This window comes from Mesorhizobium sp. Ca11, from assembly GCF_020165275.1.
Classification (GTDB): Bacteria; Pseudomonadota; Alphaproteobacteria; order Rhizobiales; family Rhizobiaceae; genus Mesorhizobium.
This window is the reverse complement of the sequence record NZ_JAIUHU010000004.1, coordinates 249561-270136: the sequence shown is the minus strand read 5'-3', so window position 1 is coordinate 270136 and position 20576 is coordinate 249561. Positions and strand designations below refer to the sequence as shown.

Annotated in this window: 19 protein-coding genes; 15 read left to right on the top strand and 4 right to left on the bottom strand. The window is 65.0% G+C overall.

Annotated features, from left to right (window positions below):
* Positions 1-14: 14 nt before the first annotated feature.
* The 3 genes from LB538_RS09795 to LB538_RS09785 all read right to left on the bottom strand — a co-directional run bounded on the left by LB538_RS09795 (position 15) and on the right by LB538_RS09785 (position 3163).
* Positions 15-497: a MarR family winged helix-turn-helix transcriptional regulator gene (locus LB538_RS09795; protein WP_224526817.1), complete on the bottom strand. Its 483-nt coding sequence runs from the start codon at positions 495-497 to the stop codon at positions 15-17.
* Entirely contained in the window at positions 497-2068 is a 1572-nt protein-coding gene (locus tag LB538_RS09790) for a phytoene desaturase family protein (protein WP_224526819.1), read from the bottom strand. Before LB538_RS09790 ends, LB538_RS09795 begins: the two co-directional genes overlap by 1 nt.
* Before the next feature lie 303 nt (positions 2069-2371).
* A complete protein-coding gene (locus LB538_RS09785; protein ID WP_224526820.1) occupies positions 2372-3163 on the bottom strand; it encodes a cyclase family protein in 792 nt (263 codons plus the stop codon).
* A gap of 121 nt (positions 3164-3284) precedes the next feature.
* Here LB538_RS09785 and LB538_RS09780 point away from each other — a divergent pair, with 121 nt between their 5' ends.
* From LB538_RS09780 to LB538_RS09720, 13 genes are all read left to right on the top strand, one after another.
* Positions 3285-4859, top strand: a complete 1575-nt coding sequence (locus LB538_RS09780; RefSeq protein ID WP_224526822.1) for a phytoene desaturase family protein — start codon at positions 3285-3287, stop codon at positions 4857-4859.
* A gap of 91 nt (positions 4860-4950) precedes the next feature.
* Positions 4951-6477 (top strand): ABC transporter substrate-binding protein, encoded by a 1527-nt coding sequence (locus tag LB538_RS09775; protein ID WP_224526824.1) that lies wholly within the window; start codon positions 4951-4953, stop codon positions 6475-6477.
* Between the two features lie 181 nt (positions 6478-6658).
* Entirely contained in the window at positions 6659-7666 is a 1008-nt protein-coding gene (locus tag LB538_RS09770; protein WP_224526826.1) for an ABC transporter permease, read from the top strand.
* The gene (locus LB538_RS09765) at positions 7659-8507 is read left to right on the top strand and encodes an ABC transporter permease (protein ID WP_224526828.1); all 849 of its coding nucleotides are present in this window, start codon (positions 7659-7661) and stop codon (positions 8505-8507) included. The genes LB538_RS09770 and LB538_RS09765 overlap by 8 nt, the downstream gene beginning before the upstream one ends.
* Positions 8504-9382, top strand: a complete 879-nt coding sequence (locus tag LB538_RS09760) for an ABC transporter ATP-binding protein (RefSeq protein ID WP_224526830.1) — start codon at positions 8504-8506, stop codon at positions 9380-9382. Before LB538_RS09765 ends, LB538_RS09760 begins: the two co-directional genes overlap by 4 nt.
* Positions 9375-10199 carry an ATP-binding cassette domain-containing protein gene (locus LB538_RS09755; protein ID WP_224526832.1) on the top strand — a complete coding sequence of 275 codons (825 nt, stop codon included), beginning with the start codon at positions 9375-9377 and terminating at the stop codon, positions 10197-10199. Before LB538_RS09760 ends, LB538_RS09755 begins: the two co-directional genes overlap by 8 nt.
* Before the next feature lie 78 nt (positions 10200-10277).
* Complete coding sequence (locus tag LB538_RS09750; RefSeq protein ID WP_224526834.1) at positions 10278-10877, top strand: VOC family protein; 600 nt, start codon at positions 10278-10280, stop codon at positions 10875-10877.
* Between the two features lie 192 nt (positions 10878-11069).
* On the top strand, positions 11070-13364 hold the full coding sequence (locus tag LB538_RS09745; RefSeq protein WP_224526837.1) for a bifunctional salicylyl-CoA 5-hydroxylase/oxidoreductase: 2295 nt from the start codon (positions 11070-11072) through the stop codon (positions 13362-13364).
* Entirely contained in the window at positions 13361-14134 is a 774-nt protein-coding gene (locus tag LB538_RS09740) for an SDR family NAD(P)-dependent oxidoreductase (RefSeq protein ID WP_224526838.1), read from the top strand. The genes LB538_RS09745 and LB538_RS09740 overlap by 4 nt, the downstream gene beginning before the upstream one ends.
* Entirely contained in the window at positions 14128-14592 is a 465-nt protein-coding gene (locus tag LB538_RS09735; protein WP_224526841.1) for a MarR family winged helix-turn-helix transcriptional regulator, read from the top strand. The genes LB538_RS09740 and LB538_RS09735 overlap by 7 nt, the downstream gene beginning before the upstream one ends.
* Positions 14589-15401: an enoyl-CoA hydratase family protein gene (locus LB538_RS09730; protein WP_224526844.1), complete on the top strand. Its 813-nt coding sequence runs from the start codon at positions 14589-14591 to the stop codon at positions 15399-15401. Before LB538_RS09735 ends, LB538_RS09730 begins: the two co-directional genes overlap by 4 nt.
* 231 nt (positions 15402-15632) lie before the next feature.
* Positions 15633-16781 carry an acyl-CoA dehydrogenase family protein gene (locus LB538_RS09725; protein ID WP_224526849.1) on the top strand — a complete coding sequence of 383 codons (1149 nt, stop codon included), beginning with the start codon at positions 15633-15635 and terminating at the stop codon, positions 16779-16781.
* A 29-nt stretch (positions 16782-16810) separates the two neighbouring features.
* Complete coding sequence (locus LB538_RS09720; protein ID WP_224526853.1) at positions 16811-17206, top strand: RidA family protein; 396 nt, start codon at positions 16811-16813, stop codon at positions 17204-17206.
* Here the strand turns inward: LB538_RS09720 and LB538_RS09715 are convergent, their stop codons facing one another.
* Entirely contained in the window at positions 17207-18298 is a 1092-nt protein-coding gene (locus LB538_RS09715) for an LLM class flavin-dependent oxidoreductase (RefSeq protein ID WP_224526856.1), read from the bottom strand.
* A gap of 120 nt (positions 18299-18418) precedes the next feature.
* Between LB538_RS09715 and LB538_RS09710 the strand changes: the two genes are divergently transcribed.
* Entirely contained in the window at positions 18419-19189 is a 771-nt protein-coding gene (locus tag LB538_RS09710; protein ID WP_224526858.1) for an HpcH/HpaI aldolase family protein, read from the top strand.
* 158 nt (positions 19190-19347) lie between these two features.
* Positions 19348-20547: a pyridoxal phosphate-dependent aminotransferase gene (locus tag LB538_RS09705; protein WP_224526861.1), complete on the top strand. Its 1200-nt coding sequence runs from the start codon at positions 19348-19350 to the stop codon at positions 20545-20547.
* Positions 20548-20576 lie beyond the last annotated feature (29 nt).

Below are 20576 nucleotides of genomic sequence, written 5' to 3'. Positions count from 1 at the left end.
CGCGTGCGTCAAACTCAGATGTCGTGTTTGCGAATGTTCCTGAGCATCTTCTGCAGGATCGCGATCAGCGCGGCGTATTCGGCATCGTCGATACCGTCGAACATGGCTTCGAAAGCGTCATGCATTGCGGGCCAGGCGCGGGTGAACAGCGCCCGCCCGTCATCGGTCAGGAACACATGGCGGATGCGGCTGTCGGTGACGCCCTGCTCGCGCCGCACCAGGCCCTGGCCTTCCAGCGAGTCGAGCGTGCGGCTCAAGGTCGACTGCTCGATGACCGTGTAGACCGAGAGATCGTTGACGGTGACGCCGTCGGCGACTGACAGCACGGCCAGCGTGCGCACCTGCGGGATGGTCAGGCCCTGCTTGCGGAAGTCGTCGCGCAAAGTGGCGTTGTAGCGGCCCATGATGCGGTTCATCAGATAGGGCGCGAATTGCTGCAGGCCGATCTGGCCGAGGGTCGAGATGCGCTGGCGCTTTTCGGCGAGCTTCTGTTCCATCATAGCCTCCCCGCCAGCAGAAAGCCGGAGCCGCCGCCGAGGCCGGCGCCTGGATGGGTCGAGGCGCCGATATGATAGAGGCCCTTGATGCCGGTCTCGTGGTTGCGGCTCGCCTTGAACGGCCGCCACAGGAAGGACTGGTCGATGGTCGACGAGCCGCCATAGGGATCGCCGCCGACAAGGTTGACGTTCAGGGCTTCGAGATCGGCCGGCGAATAGGCGCGGCGCGCGATCACGCTCTCGCGGAAACCGTCGATGTGGTTGGCGAGGATCGCCTCGACCCGGTCGGCATAGGCTTCGCGCAGCGCTTCGGTCCAGCGGCCGTCGGCGGGCGCTTCAAGCTTGCCGGCGGCATCGCCCTTGATGTGGCGCGGCGCCTCCGGCAGTTGCAGCCACAGGATCGCCTTGCCATCGGGGCAGCGCGACGGGTCGAGCGCGTGCGGCTGGCCGACGCAGATGGTCGGCACTTCCGGCAGCAGGCCGCGCACCGCCTCGTTGCAGGCCTTCGACACGCCATCCAAACCCGGCGTCAGATGCAGCAGCGCGACCTTGTCGAGGCCCTCGCCGCGCCAGGCCGGCGGCTTGTCCAGCGCGTAGTGGATCTGGAAATTGCCCTTGCCGTAGCGATAAACGCGCGTCGCTTCGACGTCGCGCTTTGGAGCCGCATCGCCGAGCAGGCGGCTATAGAGCTGCGTCGGCGTAACCGAGCAGATGACGCTCTTCTCGGCGTTCAACGTCTCGCCGGAGGCGAGCCGCACGCCGCCGGCGCGTCCGCCGCTCTGGACGATCGAGGCGACGTCGGCGTTGACGCGGATCTCGCCGCCGCGTTCCCTGATCAGCGCCTCGAAGGCGGCGAGCAGGTTCTTGGCGCCGCCCTTGACGATCGGCGCGCCGGCCGCCTCCAGCGCGAAGGCGATAACCTTGGCGATCTGGCCGGAGAAGGCATCTTCCGGCCCGAGCCCGGCATGCAAAACCCAGGGTGCCCAGAGCGCGCGGACGAGGCCGGAACTGTAAGTCGTTTCCAGCCAGCCGCGGGCGGGCACCAGCGCCTCGCCCATGAAGGCGGCAAGGTTGCGCGGGCCGCGCCGCCAGGCCTCGCCGGCGATGAGCTTGGTCGTCGGGTAGGACCAGAGCGCGCCGCCGAGCAGGCCGAAGAGAAGACCGGCATTGCGTTCGATGTCGCCGACATCGCCGCGATGGCGGTCGCCGTCGCCGGAGGCGATCCGGTTCAGCGCCGCAATGTTGGCGGCACGGTCGGTGGTGAGCACGGCATGGCTGCCGTCGGGCGTGAGCACGCCTGTCGGGGTGGCGGTGTGGCAGAACTCCAGTCCATGCCGCGCAAGGTCCTTGCCGAGCGCGGCGAACGCCGGCGAGGTGATGAACAGCACGAAAGTCGTGGCCATCACATCATGGACGAAGCCAGGCGCCGTGATCTCGTCGGTGCGCATGCAGCCGCCGAGACGATCGTTGCGCTCGAGCACGAGCACCTTGGCGCCCTTGGCGCCCAGCATCGCCGCGCAAACCAGGGCGTTGATGCCGCTGCCGACGATGATGTGATCGGGGGCGGTCATTGGAGGCTCGCGGGTACGAGGGCGTCAATCGCGCGAAGCCGAGTTCCTTCGCGCCCCCCTCTGTCCTGCCGGACATCTCCCCCTGTAGGGGGGAGATCAGCAGTTTTGGCGCCCCACATCGTGCTGCGACGTGGGAGATTGGCGAAAGCAGGGGTGACATCCAATCTCCCCCCTAGAGGGGGAGATGTCCGGCAGGACAGAGGGGGGCGCCGTAGAGCGCTAGCGCTACAGAACGGTAGTCCCAACGTCCCGATCACTCCATCGCCCGCAAGCATGATCTTCTCCCGAAGACCGTCGCCTCGCCTATTTGCCCGGCACCAGCGCCAATGCGCGGATCGGGCTGCCGGTGCCGTGCTCGATCTTGAGCGGGGCGGCGATCAGGATCGCGCCCTTCGGCGGCAGCTGGTCGAGATTGCACAGGCTGGCGAGTCCGTAACGGTTGGCCTTGTGCATCAGCGTGTGGGCCGGGAACGGCGGCTCCATGCCGCCGGCCTTGCCGGCGTCGGTGCCGATCGTCTCCGAGCCCCAGCCCTTGATGTCCTTACTGATCAGGAACTGGATGGCTTCCGCCGTCGGGCCGGGCGTATGCGGGCCGGTCTCGTTGGCGTTGAGGAACTCGGCCTCGGAGCCGTTGCGCTTGTACCAGTCGGTGCGCATCACCACCCACTCGCCGGGATTGATCGCGCCGTGCTTGGCTTCCCAGGCCTTGATGTGGTCGACGGTGAGCAGGAAGTCGTGGTCGGCGGCGGCCTCCTTGGAGCAATCGATGACGTTGACTGGGCCGATGAAGTTCTGCGCCGGAATGGTGTCGGTGGCGCCGTCCGGATAGTCCTTGCCGGTGATCCAGTGCTGCGGCGCGTCGAAATGCGTGCCCGAATGCTCGCCGAGCTTCAGCCAGTTCCAGGCCCACCACGGGCCGTTCTTGTCGTATTTGGAGATCTCGTGGATCTCGACCTTCGGCGTGTCGACGGCGAGTTCCGGCGGCAGCTTGATCAGCGGCGTGTTCGGCCCGAGCGGCGCCGTCAGATCGACCACCTTGATGGCGCCCGAAAGCAGCTGGCCGGCGACCTCGCCGAGGAGTTCTTGCGTGTCCATGGTCTTTTGTTCCCTCTTGTTCGTGACCTTCAAGGCTCGTTGCGGCCCTTAATATACCTACTAGACGAAAACATATGCATCTGCAATTATCTTTAAGCATAAAGCATTTTTGGGGCGGGGCGTGAGCGAGTTCGACGCCATCTTTGTCGGGGCGGGCCACAACAGTCTGGCATGCGCCGCGCATCTGGCGCTCAAAGGCTGGAAAATAGCGGTTTTCGAACGCAGCGAGGCGATCGGCGGCGCGGTACGGACCGCCGAGTACACGCTTCCGGGTTTCCGGCACGATTTCGGCGCGATGAATTTGAGCCTCTTCGCCGGCTCGGCCTTCCACCGGAAATATGCAAATGAATTGAAAAGCCACGGACTGGAATTCGCGCCCGCGGCTGATTGTTTCGCCAGCGCCTTCCCGGACGGCAAATGGTTCGGCGTCAGCAACGACCTCGAAAGGACCGCATCGCGGTTGGCCGCCTTCTCCGCGGCGGACGCGGCCACATGGCGGAAACTGGTCGCCGCCTTCCCGGGTGAGGCCGAACATCTGTTCCGCCTGCTGGGTTCGCCGATGAGCGCAAGGGCGCTGGCCGGCACAGGCTGGAATCTCTGGCGCAAGAAGGGTTTTTCCGGCGCGCTCGATACGGCCCGATTGCTGTTGTCGTCACCGCGCGCGTGGCTCGAGGAAAATTTCGAGACGCCGCATGTGCGCACGACACTCGCGGCCTGGGGCATGCATCTCGATTTCGCGCCCGACATCGCCGGGGGTGCTGTGTTCCCCTATCTGGAATCGATGGCCAACCAGAGTTTCGGCATGGTGCTCGGCAAAGGCGGCGCCGATACCATTATCCGGGCGCTTGCCGGCATGCTCAAGGCGGCCGACGGCAAGATCGTAACAGGCGCGGAGGTGTCGGAGATCACGGTGGCCGGCAGCCGGGCGTCGGGCGTGCGGCTGGCATCCGGCGAAACCCATGCCGCAAGCAAGGCGGTCATTGCCGGCGTCGCGCCCAAGGCGCTGGCAGGCGGGCTGCTGCCCAATGGTTCCGGTGACGCCGGTTTCGATGCGGCGATGAAGACATTCCGCCACGCGCCGGGCACGATGATGATCCATATGGCGCTGGACGACTTGCCCGACTGGAGCGCCGGCGCCGAGCTTCGCCAATTCGCCTATGTACATCTGGCACCGTCGCTCGACGCCATGTCGCGCGTCTATCAGCAGGCGATCGCCGGGCTGCTGCCTGACCAGCCGGTGCTGGTCGTCGGCCAGCCGACGGCGGTCGATCCGTCGCGCGCACCGCCAGGCAAGCATGTGCTGTGGGTGCAGGTGCGCATGCTGCCGGCGGAGATCGTCGGCGATGCCGCGGGCAAGATCGCGCCCGCGCACTGGGATGCGGTCAAGGACGCCTATGCCGAGCGCGTGCTCGACATCATCGAGAGCTATGCGCCGGGATTGCGCAAAAAAATCCTCGGCCGTGCGATCTTCTCGCCGCTCGACCTCGAGCGCGAAAACCCGAACCTCGTCGGCGGCGACCAGATCTGCGGCAGCCATCACCTGGCGCAGAATTTCCTCTTCCGCCCGGCGCGGGGCTTCGCGCGCTGGAACACGCCGGTCTCGAACCTTTACCTCACCGGCGCCGCGACATGGCCCGGCGCCGGCACGGGCGCAGGCTCGGGCTACATGCTCGCCCAACAGCTGGGAGGAAGTTGAGCCTAAGAAATCCGGGATGGACAAGGCGCGGTTGCCCACCACCGAATGAAAACGCCGCGCAGACAAATGACAACCAACAAGGGGAACGACCATGACCATCAACAGACGTGACTTGCTTGGATATGGCGCAGCGGCGCTCAGTGCCGCCACGTTTGGCCTGCCGAGGGCAGCAAAGGCGGCGGACGAACTCACCATCGCCTACAACGTCAATCTGCCTTCCTGGGACCCGACGACCGGCCCCTCGGCCGTCAACCCGACCATCCAGGGCCTTTATCAATCGGTGTTCGACCAGATCATCGGGCAGAAGCCGGACCTTTCCTTCACGCCCGGACTGCTCACCGAATGGGGCTGGAACGACGACCGCACCAAGGTGACGATGACGGTGCGCGACGGCGTGAAATGGCATGACGGCTCGCCCTTTACGGCCGAGGACGTGGTGTGGTCGCTGCAGCGGGCCGGCGACGAGAAGACCGGCAATCCGATCCAGTTCGTCTGGAAGAACGTCAACAACTTCAAGATCGACGGCAACAAGATCACCGGCGATGTCGTGCAGTTCGACCCGGTCTATTTCAAGTGGATGTCGTTCCTGACCGGCTACATCCTGCCGAAGGCCTATTACGAGAAGGTCGGCGCGGAAGGCTTCGAGAAGGCGCCGATCGGCACCGGCCCCTATATGGTCGACAAGTTCGAGCGCAACGCCTTCCTGCGGCTGAAGGCCAATCCGCACTACTGGGGCACGAAGCCCGCCTTCGAGAACGTGACGATCAAATTCGTGACCGACGCGGCGAGCCGCGTCGCCGAGATCGAGTCCGGCTCCTCGCAGGTGACGCTCGAAATCCCCTATGAGGAATATGACCGGCTGATTGCGAAGGACGGGCTTGCCGGCTCGATCAAGAATGTTTCCGACATCGGCATGATCTTCTTCAACGACATCGAGGCGATGCTGGACAAGAACGTCCGCCAGGCCGCCGTGATGGCAGTGGACAAGGAGCTTCTGGTCAAGCGGCTGCTGCGCGGCTACGGCCAGCCGATCGCGACGCTGGAGACGCCGGAATACGCCGCCTTCGATCCATCGATCAAGGTCGAGCACAATCCCGAGAAGGCCAAGGAGCTGCTCGCCGCCTCCGGCTATTCGCCCAAGAAGCCGGCCAAGTTCACCATCCAGACGACCAAGGGTTTCAAGCCCAAGGACTACGAGATGATCCAGGCGATCGTCGGCATGTGGCGCAAGGTCGGCATCGAGGCCAATATCGAGGTCTACGAGATCGCCAAGCATTACGAGCTGCGCGCCGCCGACAAGCTGGCTCCGGCCGCTTTCTACAACTGGGGCAACTCCATCGGCGATCCGACCACCTCGACCGGTTTCGCCATGTATGGCCCGAGCCCGCATTCGGTTTGGGACAGCCAGGACCTGATCGACATGATCAACCCGCTGTGGGGTGAGAAGGACGAAGCCAAGCGCATCGCTGGCTGGAAGGCCGTCGACAAATACATCGCCGAGCAGGCCTATGTGCTGCCGCTGATCCAATATGCGCAGCCGATCGTGCATTCGAAGAAGGTCAATGTCGTGCAGCATGTGTCCGGCGCGCTGCTGCCGGCGCTGATGACCCCGGCCTGAGTGTCGGCCTTGACCCCTGCCGGTCTTCGCCCGGCAGGGCCCCTCATCCGGCCGCTTCGCGGCCACCTTCTCCCCGAGGGGAGAAGAGACTAGCTCAGCCGTCTGCGACCTCTTCTCCCCCCAGGGAGAAGGTGGCCCGAGGGCCGGATGAGGGGGAGTCCGTTCAGAGTGATTAGGGCGCATGCTGCTGCAAAGATTCCTCGTTCGTCTGCTGACGATGATGGTGACGCTTTTCGGAGTCGCCGTCGTCGTCTTCGTCGTCATCCGCGTCGCGCCCGGGGACCCGATCGCGATGATGCTGCCGCCCGGCGCCAGCAATGACGATATCGCGCGGCTGCGCGCGCTCTATGGACTCGACAAGAGCATCGTGCAGCAATTCTTCATCTGGCTCGGCGGCGTGCTGCATGGGAATTTCGGCACGTCGATATCATTGCGCCAGGACGTGCTCGGCCTGGTCTTCAACCGGCTGCCGGCGACGCTGGAGCTGGCGACGGTCGCGCTGCTGATGGCGATCACGATCGGCACGACCGCCGCGATCCTCGGCGCGCGCTCGCGCGGGACGGCGATAGAGGCCGGCATCGACATCGCCAGCGGCGCGACGCTCTCCATCCCCGATTTCCTCTGGGGCCTGGTGCTGATCCTGCTGTTCGGCGTGCTGGTGCCGGTGTTCGACATATCGGGCCGGGTGTCGCCGCAGCTCGATCTGCCCTTCGCCACCCAGTTCTACTTGGTCGAGAGCATCCTCAGGCTGCGTTTCGACCTGACTTGGGACCTGTTGAAACACATGCTGATGCCGGCCGTCGCGCTGGCGCTGCCGCTGGCGGCGATCATCGCTCAATTGCTCAAACAGTCGCTGAAGGAAGTGCTCGACCTCGACTATGTGGTGCTGGCGCGCGTGAAGGGTTTTTCCGAGACACAGGTGATCCTGCGCGAGGCGCTGAAGAACGCGGCGCTGCCGACGCTGACGCTGGTCGGCGTTCAGTTCACCTTCCTTATCGGCGGCACCGTCATCGTCGAGCGGCTGTTTTCCTATGAAGGCCTCGGCAACATGGCGATCGACGCCGTCATCAACCGCGACCTGCCGCTGATACAGGGCATCGTGCTGGTGTTCGCGCTGCTTTTCGTGCTGATCAACCTCGCCGTCGACATGACGTATGCGCTGCTCAATCCGAGGCTGCGCCATGGATGAGGCAAGTGTCGCCAGGCGAGGTTTGAGCCCGAGGCTGTGGCTGGCCGGCGGCTGGCTTCTGCTGGCGCTGCTCGCGGCCATATTCGCGCCGCTGATCGCGCCGCAGGATCCGCTGGCGCAGGATCTGATGCTGGAGCGGCTGCCGCCCTTCTGGCTGGACGGCGCCGAGCCCGGCTATTGGCTGGGCACCGACAGCCTGGGACGTGATCTGTTGTCGCGGCTGATCTTCGGCGGCCGCATCGCCTTCATCGTCGCCTTCGCGGCGGCGACATCCGCCTGTGTTCTCGGCTCGGCGCTGGGGCTGATCGCCGGCTATTTCGGCGGCTGGGCCGACCGCATCATCTCGCGCATCGTCGATGTCTGGATGGCCTTCCCGCCGGTGCTGTTCGCGATCCTTCTGGTGGCGGTGCTGGGCACCGGCCTGAGCTCCGTCATCCTCGCCATCGCGATCATCGATTGGACGCGCTTCTGCCGGGTGATCCGCGCCGAGGCGATGAGCCAGGCGCGCATGGATTATGTCGAAAGCGCGCGCATTGCCGGCTATGGCCGCATCGGCATCATGCTGCGCGAAGTGCTGCCCAATGTGCTGCCGTCGGTGGTGGCGCTGCTGTCGCTCGAAATGGGCATCGCCGTCATCGTCGAGGCGATCCTGTCCTTCGTCAATCTGTCGATCTCGACCGACGATCCGACCTGGGGCAGCATCATCGCCGAGGGACGGTTGTCGATCCATCAGGCCTGGTGGGTGCTGGTGTTCCCGCTGATCACGCTGATCCTGACCGTGCTCTCCTTCAGCCAGTTCGGCGAAGCGCTGAAGGCGCGCTTCGATCCGGTGCTGCGATGAGCGCGTGCCTGGACATCCGCGGTTTGAGCGCCGTGCTGCCCAACGGCCAGCGCGTGCTGCGCTCCGTGTCGCTCGCCGTCCAGCCGGGCGAAGTGCGCGCGCTGGTCGGCGAGAGCGGCGCCGGCAAGACGATGATCGGCAAGGCGGTGCTCGGCGTGCTGCCGAAAAGCGTGCGCATCGTCGAAGGCGAGATGCTGATTGAGGGCGAGGACCTCGGCCGCCTCGATGCCAAGGCGCGGCGGACCTTGATCGGCGCGCGCACGGCGCTGATCCCGCAGGATCCGCTCACCGCGCTCAACCCGTCGCGCCGCATCGGCCCGCAAATGACCGACCGGTTGGTGCGCATCCTTGGCTGGAGCACAGAGAGGGCCGACAAGCGCATCCGGCAGCTGCTCCACGAGGTGCAGATCCGCGATCCCGAGCGCGTGCTGAAAAGTTATCCGCATGAATTGTCCGGCGGTATGCGTCAGCGTGTGCTGATCGCGGCGGCTTTCGCGGCGGAGCCCCGATTGATTGTCGCAGACGAGCCGACGACGGCGCTGGACGTGACGGTGCAAAAACAGATCCTGCGGCTCATCGCGCAGTTGCAGCGCGATCATGGCACGGCGATCCTGTTCGTCACCCATGACCTCGGCGTGGTTGCCAAGATCAGCCAGAAAGTGTCGGTGCTCTATGCCGGCAAGGTGGTCGAAGAGGCCGAGACCGAGGCGCTGTTTGCGGCACCGCAGCACCCCTATACGCGGGCGCTGATGGCAGCGACACCGCGTTACACCGACCCATACGCCTCGCTGAAGCCGGTGGACGAAAGCGTGCTTGCCGGATTGGCCGTGGAGATCGCCGCCGCCGACAAGGACTGGAGACCCGGCCATGGTTGAGCCGCTGATTTCCGTGCGCGGGCTGAAGGTGGCGCTGCCCGACATGACGCGCAAGCCGATGATCGGCCGCGCGCCGCTGGCCGAAATCCTGAAAGGGCTCGACTTCGACCTGCCAAAGGGATCTGTCACCGGCATCGTCGGCGAGTCCGGCTCGGGCAAGTCGACGCTCGGTCGCGCGCTGGTCAGGCTGATCGAGCCTAGCGCGGGTTCCATCGGCTTCGAGGGGCGCGACATCAGCCGTCTTTCGGAAACCGAGCTGAGACCGCTGCGCCGCGACCTGCAGATGATCTTCCAGGATCCAATGTCATCGCTCAATCCGCGGCATACGATCTTCAACATCATCGCCGCACCCTTGAGGCAGAACGGCCTTGGCGACAGGCTCAAGGAACGCGTCGCGGAAGCGCTGCAGCGCGTCGGCCTGCCGCAGAGTTTTGCCAGCCGCTACCGCCACGAATTGTCGGGCGGCCAGCGGCAGCGTGTCGGTATCGCACGAGCGCTCGCGCTGTCGCCGAAATTCGTGCTGGCCGACGAGATCGTCTCCGGCCTCGACGTCTCGACGCAGGCGCAGATCCTGACGCTGCTGGAAAAGCTGGCGGCCGAGATGGGGCTGACGGTGGCCTTCATCAGCCACGATTTGTCGGTGATCCGGCGGCTTTGCCAGCAGGTCATCGTGATGCGCGAAGGCAGGATCGTCGAGGCCAGTGCCACCGACGCGCTGTTCGAGAACCCGAAGGAGACTTACACGCGCGACCTGCTCGCCGCCATTCCGCTGCCGGAAATCGACCCGGACTGGCTGCGGCCCAAGGCATCGGCATGACGTGAGTTTTGATCCGCACGCCGACCAGCGGGCCTCGGATGTGCGCAAGGACAAGTCAGCCCGCCAACGGAGGGTGACATGAAATACGCAATCCAGGCAGCGGCCTTCGCGGCCTCTTTGTTCGGCGCAATAGGAGCAGCTTCCGCGGATTCGATCCCCGGCATGCGCGGGCACGACCACACCGGCATCACCGTGCCCGACATGAAGCAGGCCGTCGACTTCTTCACCAATGTCGTCGGCTGCAAGAAGGCGATGTCCTTCGGGCCGTTCGCGGACGACAAGGGCACCTTCATGCAGGATCTGCTTGGCGTCGATCCGAAGGCGGTGATCGAGGAGATCACCTTGGTGCGCTGCGGCTACGGATCGAACATCGAGCTGTTCAAATATACCGCGCCCGACCAGAAGGATTTGACACCGAAGAACAGCGATATCGGTGGCTTCCACATCGCCTTCTATGTCGACGATGTCGCCGCCGCGAAGACCTATCTCGAGGCCAAGGGCGTGAAGACCCGGATGGGGCCGCTGCCGGTGAAGGAAGGGCCGGCTGCAGGCCAGACCATCCTCTATTTCCAGGCGCCGTGGGGGCTGCAGCTCGAGACGATCAGCTACCCCGAAGGGATGGCGTATGAAAAGGGCGCCGAGACGGTGCTGTGGAGCCCAAAGGATCCGACCAAGTGACTAACCAAACAGGCTGGCGTTGATCATTCAATTATAAAACTTTAAGCTTGAAATAATGGCCGGCCAGCGCGATACTGACAGTTGGGTCGCCGGCTTGCCGGCGTTCCCGATGCCTTAGAGCGTTTCATGCAATTCCGGACGGAAAACCGCTACGCATTTTTCCTGGAATTGCTCTAGAGGAGATCGCAAGACATGAAGGTTGCGGTTCTCGGCGGCGGACCAGCCGGCCTCTATTTTGCCATCTCGCTCAAGCTGCGCGATGCCGCGCATGAGGTGACGGTCTATGAGCGCAACCGCGCCGACGACACATTCGGATGGGGCGTGGTTTTGTCGGCGGAGACGCTGGAGAACCTGACCAGGAACGATCCGGTCAGCGCCGTCTGGATCAAGAAGCATTTCGCCTATTGGGACGACATCGCCGTCATCCATGACGGCGTGCGCACGGTGTCTTCAGGTCATGGCTTTTGCGGCATCGGCCGCAAGCGGCTCCTGATCCTCTTGCAGCGGCGCGCCCGCGAGCTCGGCATCAAGATGATGTTCGAGACCGAGATTTCCGATCCGAAACCCTTTATGGAAACGCATGACCTGGTGGTCGCCGCGGATGGGTTGAACTCGAAATCCCGCGCCACGTTCGCCGACGTCTTCAAGCCGGACATCGACACCCGCAAATGCAAGTTCGTGTGGCTCGGCACCACGCAGAAATTCGACGACGCCTTCACCTTCATCTTCGAGAAGACCGAGCATGGCTGGGTGTGGGCGCATGCCTACCAGTTCGACAGCGAGACCGCGACCTTCATCGTCGAATGCAGCGAAGCGACCTGGGCTGCGTTCGGCTTCGGCCAGATGACGCAGCAGGAATCGATCGCGGTCTGCGAACGCATTTTTGCAAAGCATCTCGGCGGCCACCCGCTGATGACCAACGCCAACCACATTCGAGGTTCGGCGTGGATCAACTTCCCGCGGGTGCTGTGCGAGCGCTGGTCGTACAAGAACCTGGCGCTTATGGGGGATGCGGCGGCTTCAGCGCATTTCTCCATCGGCTCCGGCACTAAGCTCGCGCTGGAGAGCGCGGTGGCGCTCGCCGACTATGTCGAGTCAGAGGCCGACCTCGAGGCGGCCTTCCGCAAATATGAGGATGCGCGGCGCACCGAGGTGCTGAAGCTGCAATCGGCGGCGCGCAATTCGCTGGAATGGTTCGAAGAAGTCGAACGATATCTCGGTTTAGATCCAGTTCAATTCAACTATTCGCTGCTCACCCGCTCGCAGCGCATCAGCCACGAGAACCTTCGGCTGCGCGATGCCGAATGGCTGGCGGGCGCCGAGGAGTGGTTCCAGCGCAAGGCCGGCGCCGGCGGCAACATGCTGCGCCGCGCGCCGATGTTCGCGCCGTTCAAGCTGCGCGACATGGCGCTCACCAACCGCATCGTCGTCTCGCCGATGGCGCAGTACAAGGCCGTCGACGGCTGTCCGACCGACTGGCATTTTTCGCATTATGCCGAGCGCGCCAAGGGCGGCGCCGGCCTGCTCTATATCGAGATGACCTGCGTCAGCCCGGAAGGGCGCATCACGCCCGGATGTCCTGGCTTCTACAGACCGGAGCATGAGGTCGCGTGGAAGCGGCTGGTCGATTTCGTCCATGCCGAGACCGAAGCAAAGATCTGCGCCCAGATCGGCCATTCCGGCGCCAAGGGCTCGACCCGGGTGGGCTGGGAAGGAACCGACGTGCCGCTGCCGGACGGCAACTGGCCGGTGATGGCGCCTTCGGCCGTGCCATGGTCGCCGAAGAACCAGGTGCCGAAGGCGATGGACCGCGCCGACATGGATCTGGTTCGCGATCAGTTCGTCGCCTCGGCCGAGATGGCCAAACGCTGCGGCTTCGATATGCTGGAGATCCATGCCGCGCATGGCTACCTGCTGTCGGCCTTCATTACGCCGCTGACCAACCGCCGCACTGACGACTATGGCGGCTCGCTGGAAAACCGCATGCGCTATCCGCTGGAAGTCTTCCATGCGGTGCGCGCCGTGTGGCCGGCTGAAAAGCCGATCTCGATGCGCATCTCGGCCAATGACTGGGTGGGCATCGAAGGCGTCACGCCTTCGGATGCGGTCGAGATTGCCAGACTTCTGCACGGAGCGGGCGTCGACCTTTGCGACGTGTCGGCCGGGCAAACCACCATCGCCGCCAAGCCGGTCTACGGCCGCATGTTCCAGACGCCGTTTTCCGACCGCATCCGCAACGAGGTCGGCATGGCGACGATGGCGGTCGGCAATATCTATGAGCCGGACCACGCCAACTCGATCCTGATGGCCGGGCGCGCCGACCTGGTGGCGCTGGCAAGGCCGCATCTTGCCGATCCCTACTGGACGCTGCACGCGGCGGTGACGCTCGGCGACCGCGGCGTCAAATGGCCCGATCCCTATCTGCCGGGACGCGACCAGATCTACCGGCTGGCCGAGCGCGAAGCGGCTGCGGGGCTCAAAGTATGAGCGCCGTGCGCGAAATTGCCGGCAAGCACGCGCTGGTCACCGGCGGCGGCTCCGGCGTCGGCAAAGGCATTGCGCAAGCGCTGGCGGCACAAGGTGTGGCCGTCACCATATGCGGGCGGCGCGAAGCGACGCTGGCTGAGGTTACAAAGGAAAACGACCGCATCTTTGCCGTCACCGCCGATGTCACGAACGAGGCCGCCATGGCGGACGTGTACCAGAAGGCGGAAGCCGCACGCGGACCCTTTGACATCGTCGTGGCCAACGCCGGCATGGCGGGCAGCGTGGCGGCGCACAAGACCGCGCTGGCCGACTGGCAGCGCACGCTCGACGTCAATCTCACCGGCGCGTTCCTGACCGTGAAGCCGGCGCTCGCCGGAATGCTCGCGCGAAAGACAGGCCGGATCATTTTCATTGCCTCGACCGCAGGCCTCAAGGGTTATGCCTATGTCGCACCTTACGTCGCGGCCAAGCACGGCGTTGTCGGCCTGATGCGGGCCTTGGCTGCCGAGACCGCCAAATCCGGTGTCACCGTGAATGCCGTGTGCCCGGGCTTCGTCGAAACCGAGATGCTAGAGGAGTCCGTCCAGCGCATCGTCGAGAAGACCGGACGTTCCACCGGCGAGGCGCGCGCGAGCCTTGCGGCGACGAACCCGCAGGGGCGGTTCATCCAGCCGGAAGAAGTCGCGGCGGCGGTGCTTTGGCTGTGCAGCGACGCCGCGCGGTCGATCACCGGGCAGGCCATTTCGATTTCGGGAGGCGAGACATGGTAGCGGGACCGACTTCCGCCGGACCGGGCAAGGACAGGCTGCGGCTGTGGATACGCCTGCTGCGCGCCTCGCGCACCATCGAGGCGGAGCTGCGCGAGCGTTTGAAGAAGGAGTTCGACACCACGCTGCCGCGCTTCGACGTGATGGCGGCGCTCTACCGCTCGCCGGATGGCATGCTGATGAGCGACCTGTCGCGCTTCCTGCTGGTGTCAAACGGCAATGTGACGGGCATCGTCGACCGACTGGTGTCCGAAGGGCTGGTGATGCGGGCGCGCCGTAACGGCGACCGCCGCACCTCGATGGTGCGGCTGACCGAGGAAGGCTCGAAGTCTTTCGCCGCGATCGCCGCCGCGCATGAGAATTGGGTCGGCGAGCTGCTCGGCAATGTCAGCGAGGACGAGGCGCGGCAGCTGACCGGCATGTTGAAATCGTTCCGCAGCAATTGGGAGGGACGCGAATGAGCGCCGTGGCCAAGCTCAAGCCGAAGCACTTCCTCTGGCAGGTCGAAGGCAAGATCGCGAAGATCCGGCTCGACCGGCCGGAGCGCAAGAACCCGCTGACCTTCGACAGCTATGCCGAGCTGCGCGACACGTTTCGCGAGCTCGTCTATGCCGACGACGTCGATGCCGTGGTGTTCCTGCCCAATGGCGGCAATTTCTGTTCGGGCGGCGATGTCCACGACATCATCGGGCCGCTGGTCAAGATGGACATGAAGGCGCTGCTCGCCTTCACGCGCATGACCGGCGATTTCGTCAAGGCGATGCTCAACTGCGGCAAGCCGATCATCGCGGCCGTCGACGGCGTCGCGGTCGGCGCCGGCGCGATCATCGCCATGGCCTCCGATATCCGCATCGCCACGCCGGAGGCAAAGACCGCCTTCCTGTTCACCCGAGTCGGGCTGGCCGGCTGCGACATGGGCGCCTGCGCGATCCTGCCTCGCATCATCGGCCAGGGCCGCGCCGCCGAACTGCTCTACACCGGCCGCACCATGAGCGCCGCCGAAGGCGAGCGCTGGGGTTTCTATAATCGGCTTGTCGAGCCCGCGGCCCTGGAGGACGACGCGCTCGACATGGCGGCGCGCATCGTCTCCGGCCCGACCTTCGCGCATGGCATCACCAAGACGCAGCTCAACCAGGAATGGTCGATGGGCCTCGAGCAAGCGATCGAGGCGGAAGCGCAGGCGCAGGCGATCTGCATGCAGACCGGCGATTTCGAGCGGGCGTACAAGGCGTTCGTGGCCAAGGAAAAGCCGGTGTTCGAGGGGAGTTGAGGATGGGTGTGTTCTTGGAGAGGTTGGCGGGACAGCGCCCCCCTCTGGCCTGCCGGCCATCTCCCCCTCTAGGGGGGAGATCGGATGTCGCCCTCGCTTTCGCCAACCACCAACGCCGCAGGATTGAGCGGGACGCCAAAACTGCCAATCTCCCCCCTAGAGGGGGAGATGTCCGGCAGGACAGAGGGGGGCGCCGTAGAGCGCAACGCCCTAAGCACTGCGGAGGTGCAAATGCCTGACCGCACCTTCCTCTCGTGGCCCTTCTTCGAAGATCGCCACCACCAACTCGCCGAGCGTCTGGAAGCCTGGTGCCAACAAAACCTTCCCGTCGACCACCACGACGTCGACGCCGCCTGCCGCGATCTCGTGGCGATGCTCGGCCGCGACGGGTGGCTGAAGCCGACGGCGCTCGACCCGGCCAAACCCGGACCGCTTGATGTGCGCACGCTCTGCATCACGCGCGAGACGCTTGCCCGCCACGACGGACTCGCCGATTTCGCCTTCGCCATGCAGGGGCTGGGCACCGGCGCGATCACGCTGTTCGGCACGCCGGACCAGCAGCGCTGGCTGGAGAAGACGCGGACCGGCCAAGCGATCTCCGCCTTTGCGCTCTCCGAGCCACGCTCGGGGTCGGATGTCGCCAATATGGAAATGACCGCTGTCCGCGAAGGCGGCGACTATTTGCTCTCGGGCGAAAAGACTTGGATCTCCAATGGCGGCATCGCAGACCTCTACGTGGTGTTCGCCCGCACCGGCGAGGCGCCCGGCGCCAAGGGGATTTCCGCTTTCGTCGTGCCGGCGGAGACGAAGGGGCTCAGCGTCGCCGAGCGGCTCGAGGTCATCGCCCCTCACCCTCTGGCGCGGCTCTCCTTCGATAATGTCCGCATTCCGGCTTCCGGCCTGATCGGCGAGCCGGGTGACGGTTTCCGCGTCGCCATGTCGGTGCTCGACGTGTTCCGCTCGACGGTCGGCGCGGCGGCCCTCGGCTTCGCGCGGCGCGCGCTGGACGAAAGCATCAAACGCGCGGCCGAGCGAAAACTGTTCGGCGCGCCGATGGCGGAACTGCAGATGGTGCAGGGTCACCTCTCCGACATGGCGCTGGATGTCGACGCGGCTGCGCTCCTCATCTACCGCGCCGCCTGGACCAAGGACATGGGCGCCGCGCGGGTGACGCGCGAGGCCGCGATGGCCAAGCTCTTCGCCACCGACAAGGCGCAGGAGGTGATCGACAAGGCGGTGCAGTTGCATGGCGGCGATGGCGTCCGCAAGGGACACATCATCGAGAGCCTCTATCGCGAGATCCGGGCGTTGCGCATCTATGAGGGCGCCTCGGACGTGCAGAAGGTGGTCATCGCCAGGCAGGTGATGGGCGGGGCGTGACAACGAGTTTGAACCAGGGGGAACTGGACATGCACACCATCCTGCAGCCGGAAGGCTGGGCCAAACCGATCGGCTACGCCAATGGTGTGGCCGCGCATGGCCGGCTCGTCTTTATCGGCGGCCAGGTCGGATGGAATGCCGCATGCCGGTTCGAGACCGACGACTTCGTCGGCCAGGTGCGCCAGACGCTCGCCAACATCGTTGCCGTGCTCGCCGAAGCCGGCGGCGAGCCGCGGCACATCACCTCGATGACTTGGTACTTTACCGACAAGGCCGAATATGTCGGCAACCTCAAAGGCATCGGCGAGGTCTATCGCGAGGTGATCGGACGGCATTTTCCGGCGATGGCGGCGATGCAAGTGGTGGCGCTGGTCGAGGACCGTGCAAAGGTGGAGATTCAGGCGACGGCTGTTATCCCCGAGTAGTTACTCGCGAAGCCCGGCCTGCCGCAGCAGCGGCAGAACATGGTCGCAGAAATAGGGCAGTTCCTGGGTGTAGTTGACGAAGGACAACGCGATGCCCTGGTAGCCATGCCCGGCGATTGCGACCATATCGGCGGCAATCTTTTCAGGGGTTCCGATCAACGGATAAGTGCCGGCGCCGCCGGCAAAGCGCTGGCGGTAGCGGTCATAGGCGTGCGGGTCATGCGACTGAGAGAATTCCTTCTTGCCGGCCATATGGGCGTCGACGGCTTCGTGGTCGGCCATCGTGACGGCGTAGCGCGTGTAGTAGGCCTGCGCCTCTTCCACCGTCGGGCGGCAGACGACATGCGCAACCGTATAGACGCCGACATCGCGGCCCGCCTTGTCGGCGCGCTCACCGATGTCGGCGACATGCTTGCCGGCATCGTTCATCTCGGAAAAGGTCGTGAACAGATAGTCGCATCTGGCGGCGGCGAAATCCCGGCCCGGGCCGCCGAAAGCGGCATTCATCGTCACCGGACGCGGAACCTGAAGACTGGCCGGCCGGCTCACCGCGTCCTTGAGCCGATAATAAGCGCCTTCATAGTCGAGAGGCTCGCTCGATGCATAAAGCCGCTCGAGGATTTCAATCCATTCCGCCGCCTGGTCATAGCCTTTCTCGACCAGCGGCGTGCCGAACATGCCGAATTCCTTCGGGTTCCAGCCGCAAACGATGTTGAGCCCGGCGCGGCCCTGGCTGATGTGGTCGACCGTCGCCAGCGCCTTGGCGGCGTAGAGTGGATGCACCAGCGGCACATGCACCGTCATGAACAGGCCGATCTGCTCCGTCACGGCCGCGAGCGCCGCCGCCCAGGTGAAGGTCTCGAAGGAGAATTCGCGGACCCTGTTGCGGCCGCCGAAACCGCGCCAGCGCGCTATCGGCAGCATGAATTCGAGCCCGGCGCGATCGGCTATCTGGGCGGCCGTCAGATTATCCCGCCAGCTCGCCGTCCAGCGTTCCGGCACGTCGGTGATGGCAAGCCCGCCATCGGCGTTGGTCGAGAAGACGCCGAGCTTCAGTCTGTTCGGGCCGTGCAGGGGATGGGCTTTGATCATCTTGGCAACTCGCGGCGGGACGCCACACGCTAGGCTGGCGTGAAAATATTTCAAGCCTGAAATAGCTTCGCCTCGCCGTCATTTGCGGGTATGCATTGGGCAACTCAAAAAGGGGATGGCATGAGCGAGTTCCGCCAGAAGTGCATCGGCAAGACGAACCTCGTCGGGTCATTCGCCGCCATTCCCCATCCGGTCGCCGTCGAGGTCATGGCGCTGTCCGGCCTCGATTTCCTCTGCATCGACTGGGAGCACGCGCAGATCTCGCGCGACATGATCGAGACCATGGTGCGGGCAGCCGACGTGCATCGCGTGCCAGCTATGGTCCGGGTTCCCGGCCATGCGCCGGAAGCCATTCAGGCGGCGCTGGACAGCGGCGCGCAAGGCGTGCTCGTGCCGCGCGTCTCGACAGCGGAGCAGGCCGCGATGGCGGTGAAGGCCTCGCGCTATCCGCCGCAAGGCGCGCGCGGTGTCGGTCCCGGCCGGGCCGCGGGCTATGGCTATCGTATTCCCGAATATCTTGCCTCCGCCAACCGAACGATCGTCGCGATCCAGGTTGAGACATCGGAGGGACTGGCCAATATCGAAGCGATCGCGGCGGTCGACGGCGTCGACGTGGTCTTCGTCGGCCCTGGCGATCTCTCGGTGTCGATCGACGCGATCGGCTCGGCAGGCGCGGACAAGCTCTCCGAGGCGATCGGAACAATCATTCGTGTAACGATCGCACATGGCAGGACTGCCGGCATATTTTGCGCCAGCCCCCAGACCGTCAGCCGATGGGCAGCCATCGGCGCGAGTTTCTTCGTGCTGGCCAGCGACACGATGTTTCTCGGCGCCGGCGCCGCGGCCAACGGCACCGCCGCCCGCGCCGAACTGGCGCAAGGGGCCGGCTAGGCGAGAGCATATCGGCAAGGCAGAGGGTCGCCAAACTTTAAGCTTAAAACTTTCGCCTTGAAAAGCGCCGTACTTTGGATAGCATCAAGATCGCGACTGTCCGGCTGGAGGGGCTTTTCCGGTCCATCGCAGTGTTCCGGGTGAGAGGGGTTCGGTCCTTGTCGTTCATATTGCCCCATTCATCGTCCAGCGCGCGCTATGCTTTCGATGGCGTGCGCGCCCAGATTCGCGATCTGCACACCGAAAACATCGCCAACCTTGCGGTTCGCGCGCGGGAACTCGGCGATGTCATCGCGCTCTGGTACGGCGAAGGCGATATGGTGACGCCAGCCTTCATCCGCGACGCGGCGAAGGCCGCCTTCGACGAAGGCCTGACCTTCTACGTTCCCAACATGCGCGGGCACGGCCCGCTGAACGAGGCGCTTTCAGAATACCAGACGCGCATCCACGGCCGCTCGATCCCGATCGCGCGGACCACGGTGACGCCGGGCGGCATGCAGGCGCTCTATCTGGGGCTGGAACTGCTGGTCGATACCGGCACCAACGTCGTCTATGTCGCGCCGCAATGGCCCAACATCCACAACGCCATCCATCTGATCGGCGGCGAGCCGCGCCCGTTCTCGCTCGACTTCAAGGGCGGCTGGCAACTCGATCTCGACCGATTGTTTGCAAGCTGCGATGCGCGCACCCGCGCGATCTTCCTGTCGACGCCGTCCAATCCGACCGGCTGGACCGCGACGCGCGAGGAGATGCAGGCGCTGCTCGACTTCAGCAGGCGCACCGGCATCTGGATCATCTCCGACGAGGTCTACGGCCGGCTCTATCTCGAGGGCGACGTCGCCCCTTCCATCCTGCAGATCGCCGAGGACGGCGACAGGGTGCTGTCGGTCAACAGCTTCTCGAAGGCCTGGGCGATGACCGGCTGGCGCATCGGCTGGCTGACGCATCCGTCAGGCGTTGCCGACCAGCTCGGCGCGATGACGCAATATGTCAACAGCGGCACCGCCGCGCCGATCCAGGCCGGCGCCGTCGCGGCGATCCGCCAGGGCGAGCCGCTGGTCGAGGAAATCAGGCAGCGGATCAGGATAGGCCTCGACCTCGCCTATGAGCGGCTGGCGCAAATCCCAGGCACCATCCTGCCGACCAAGCCGCGCGGAGGCATGTATGCGTTCTTCGCCCTGGAGGGCGAGAACGACGCGCGCCGCGCCTGCGCCCGCATTCTGGAGACGGCGCGGGTCGGGCTTGCGCCCGGTCACCTGTTCGGAACTTCGGCGGCGGCGTTCCTGCGCATGTGCGTGTGCCGCGACAGCAACCAGATAGAAACGGCGCTTCAACGCATGACCGCCGCAATGAATTGACGCCCTGCCGGAAGCGGGGCGGCAAAAAG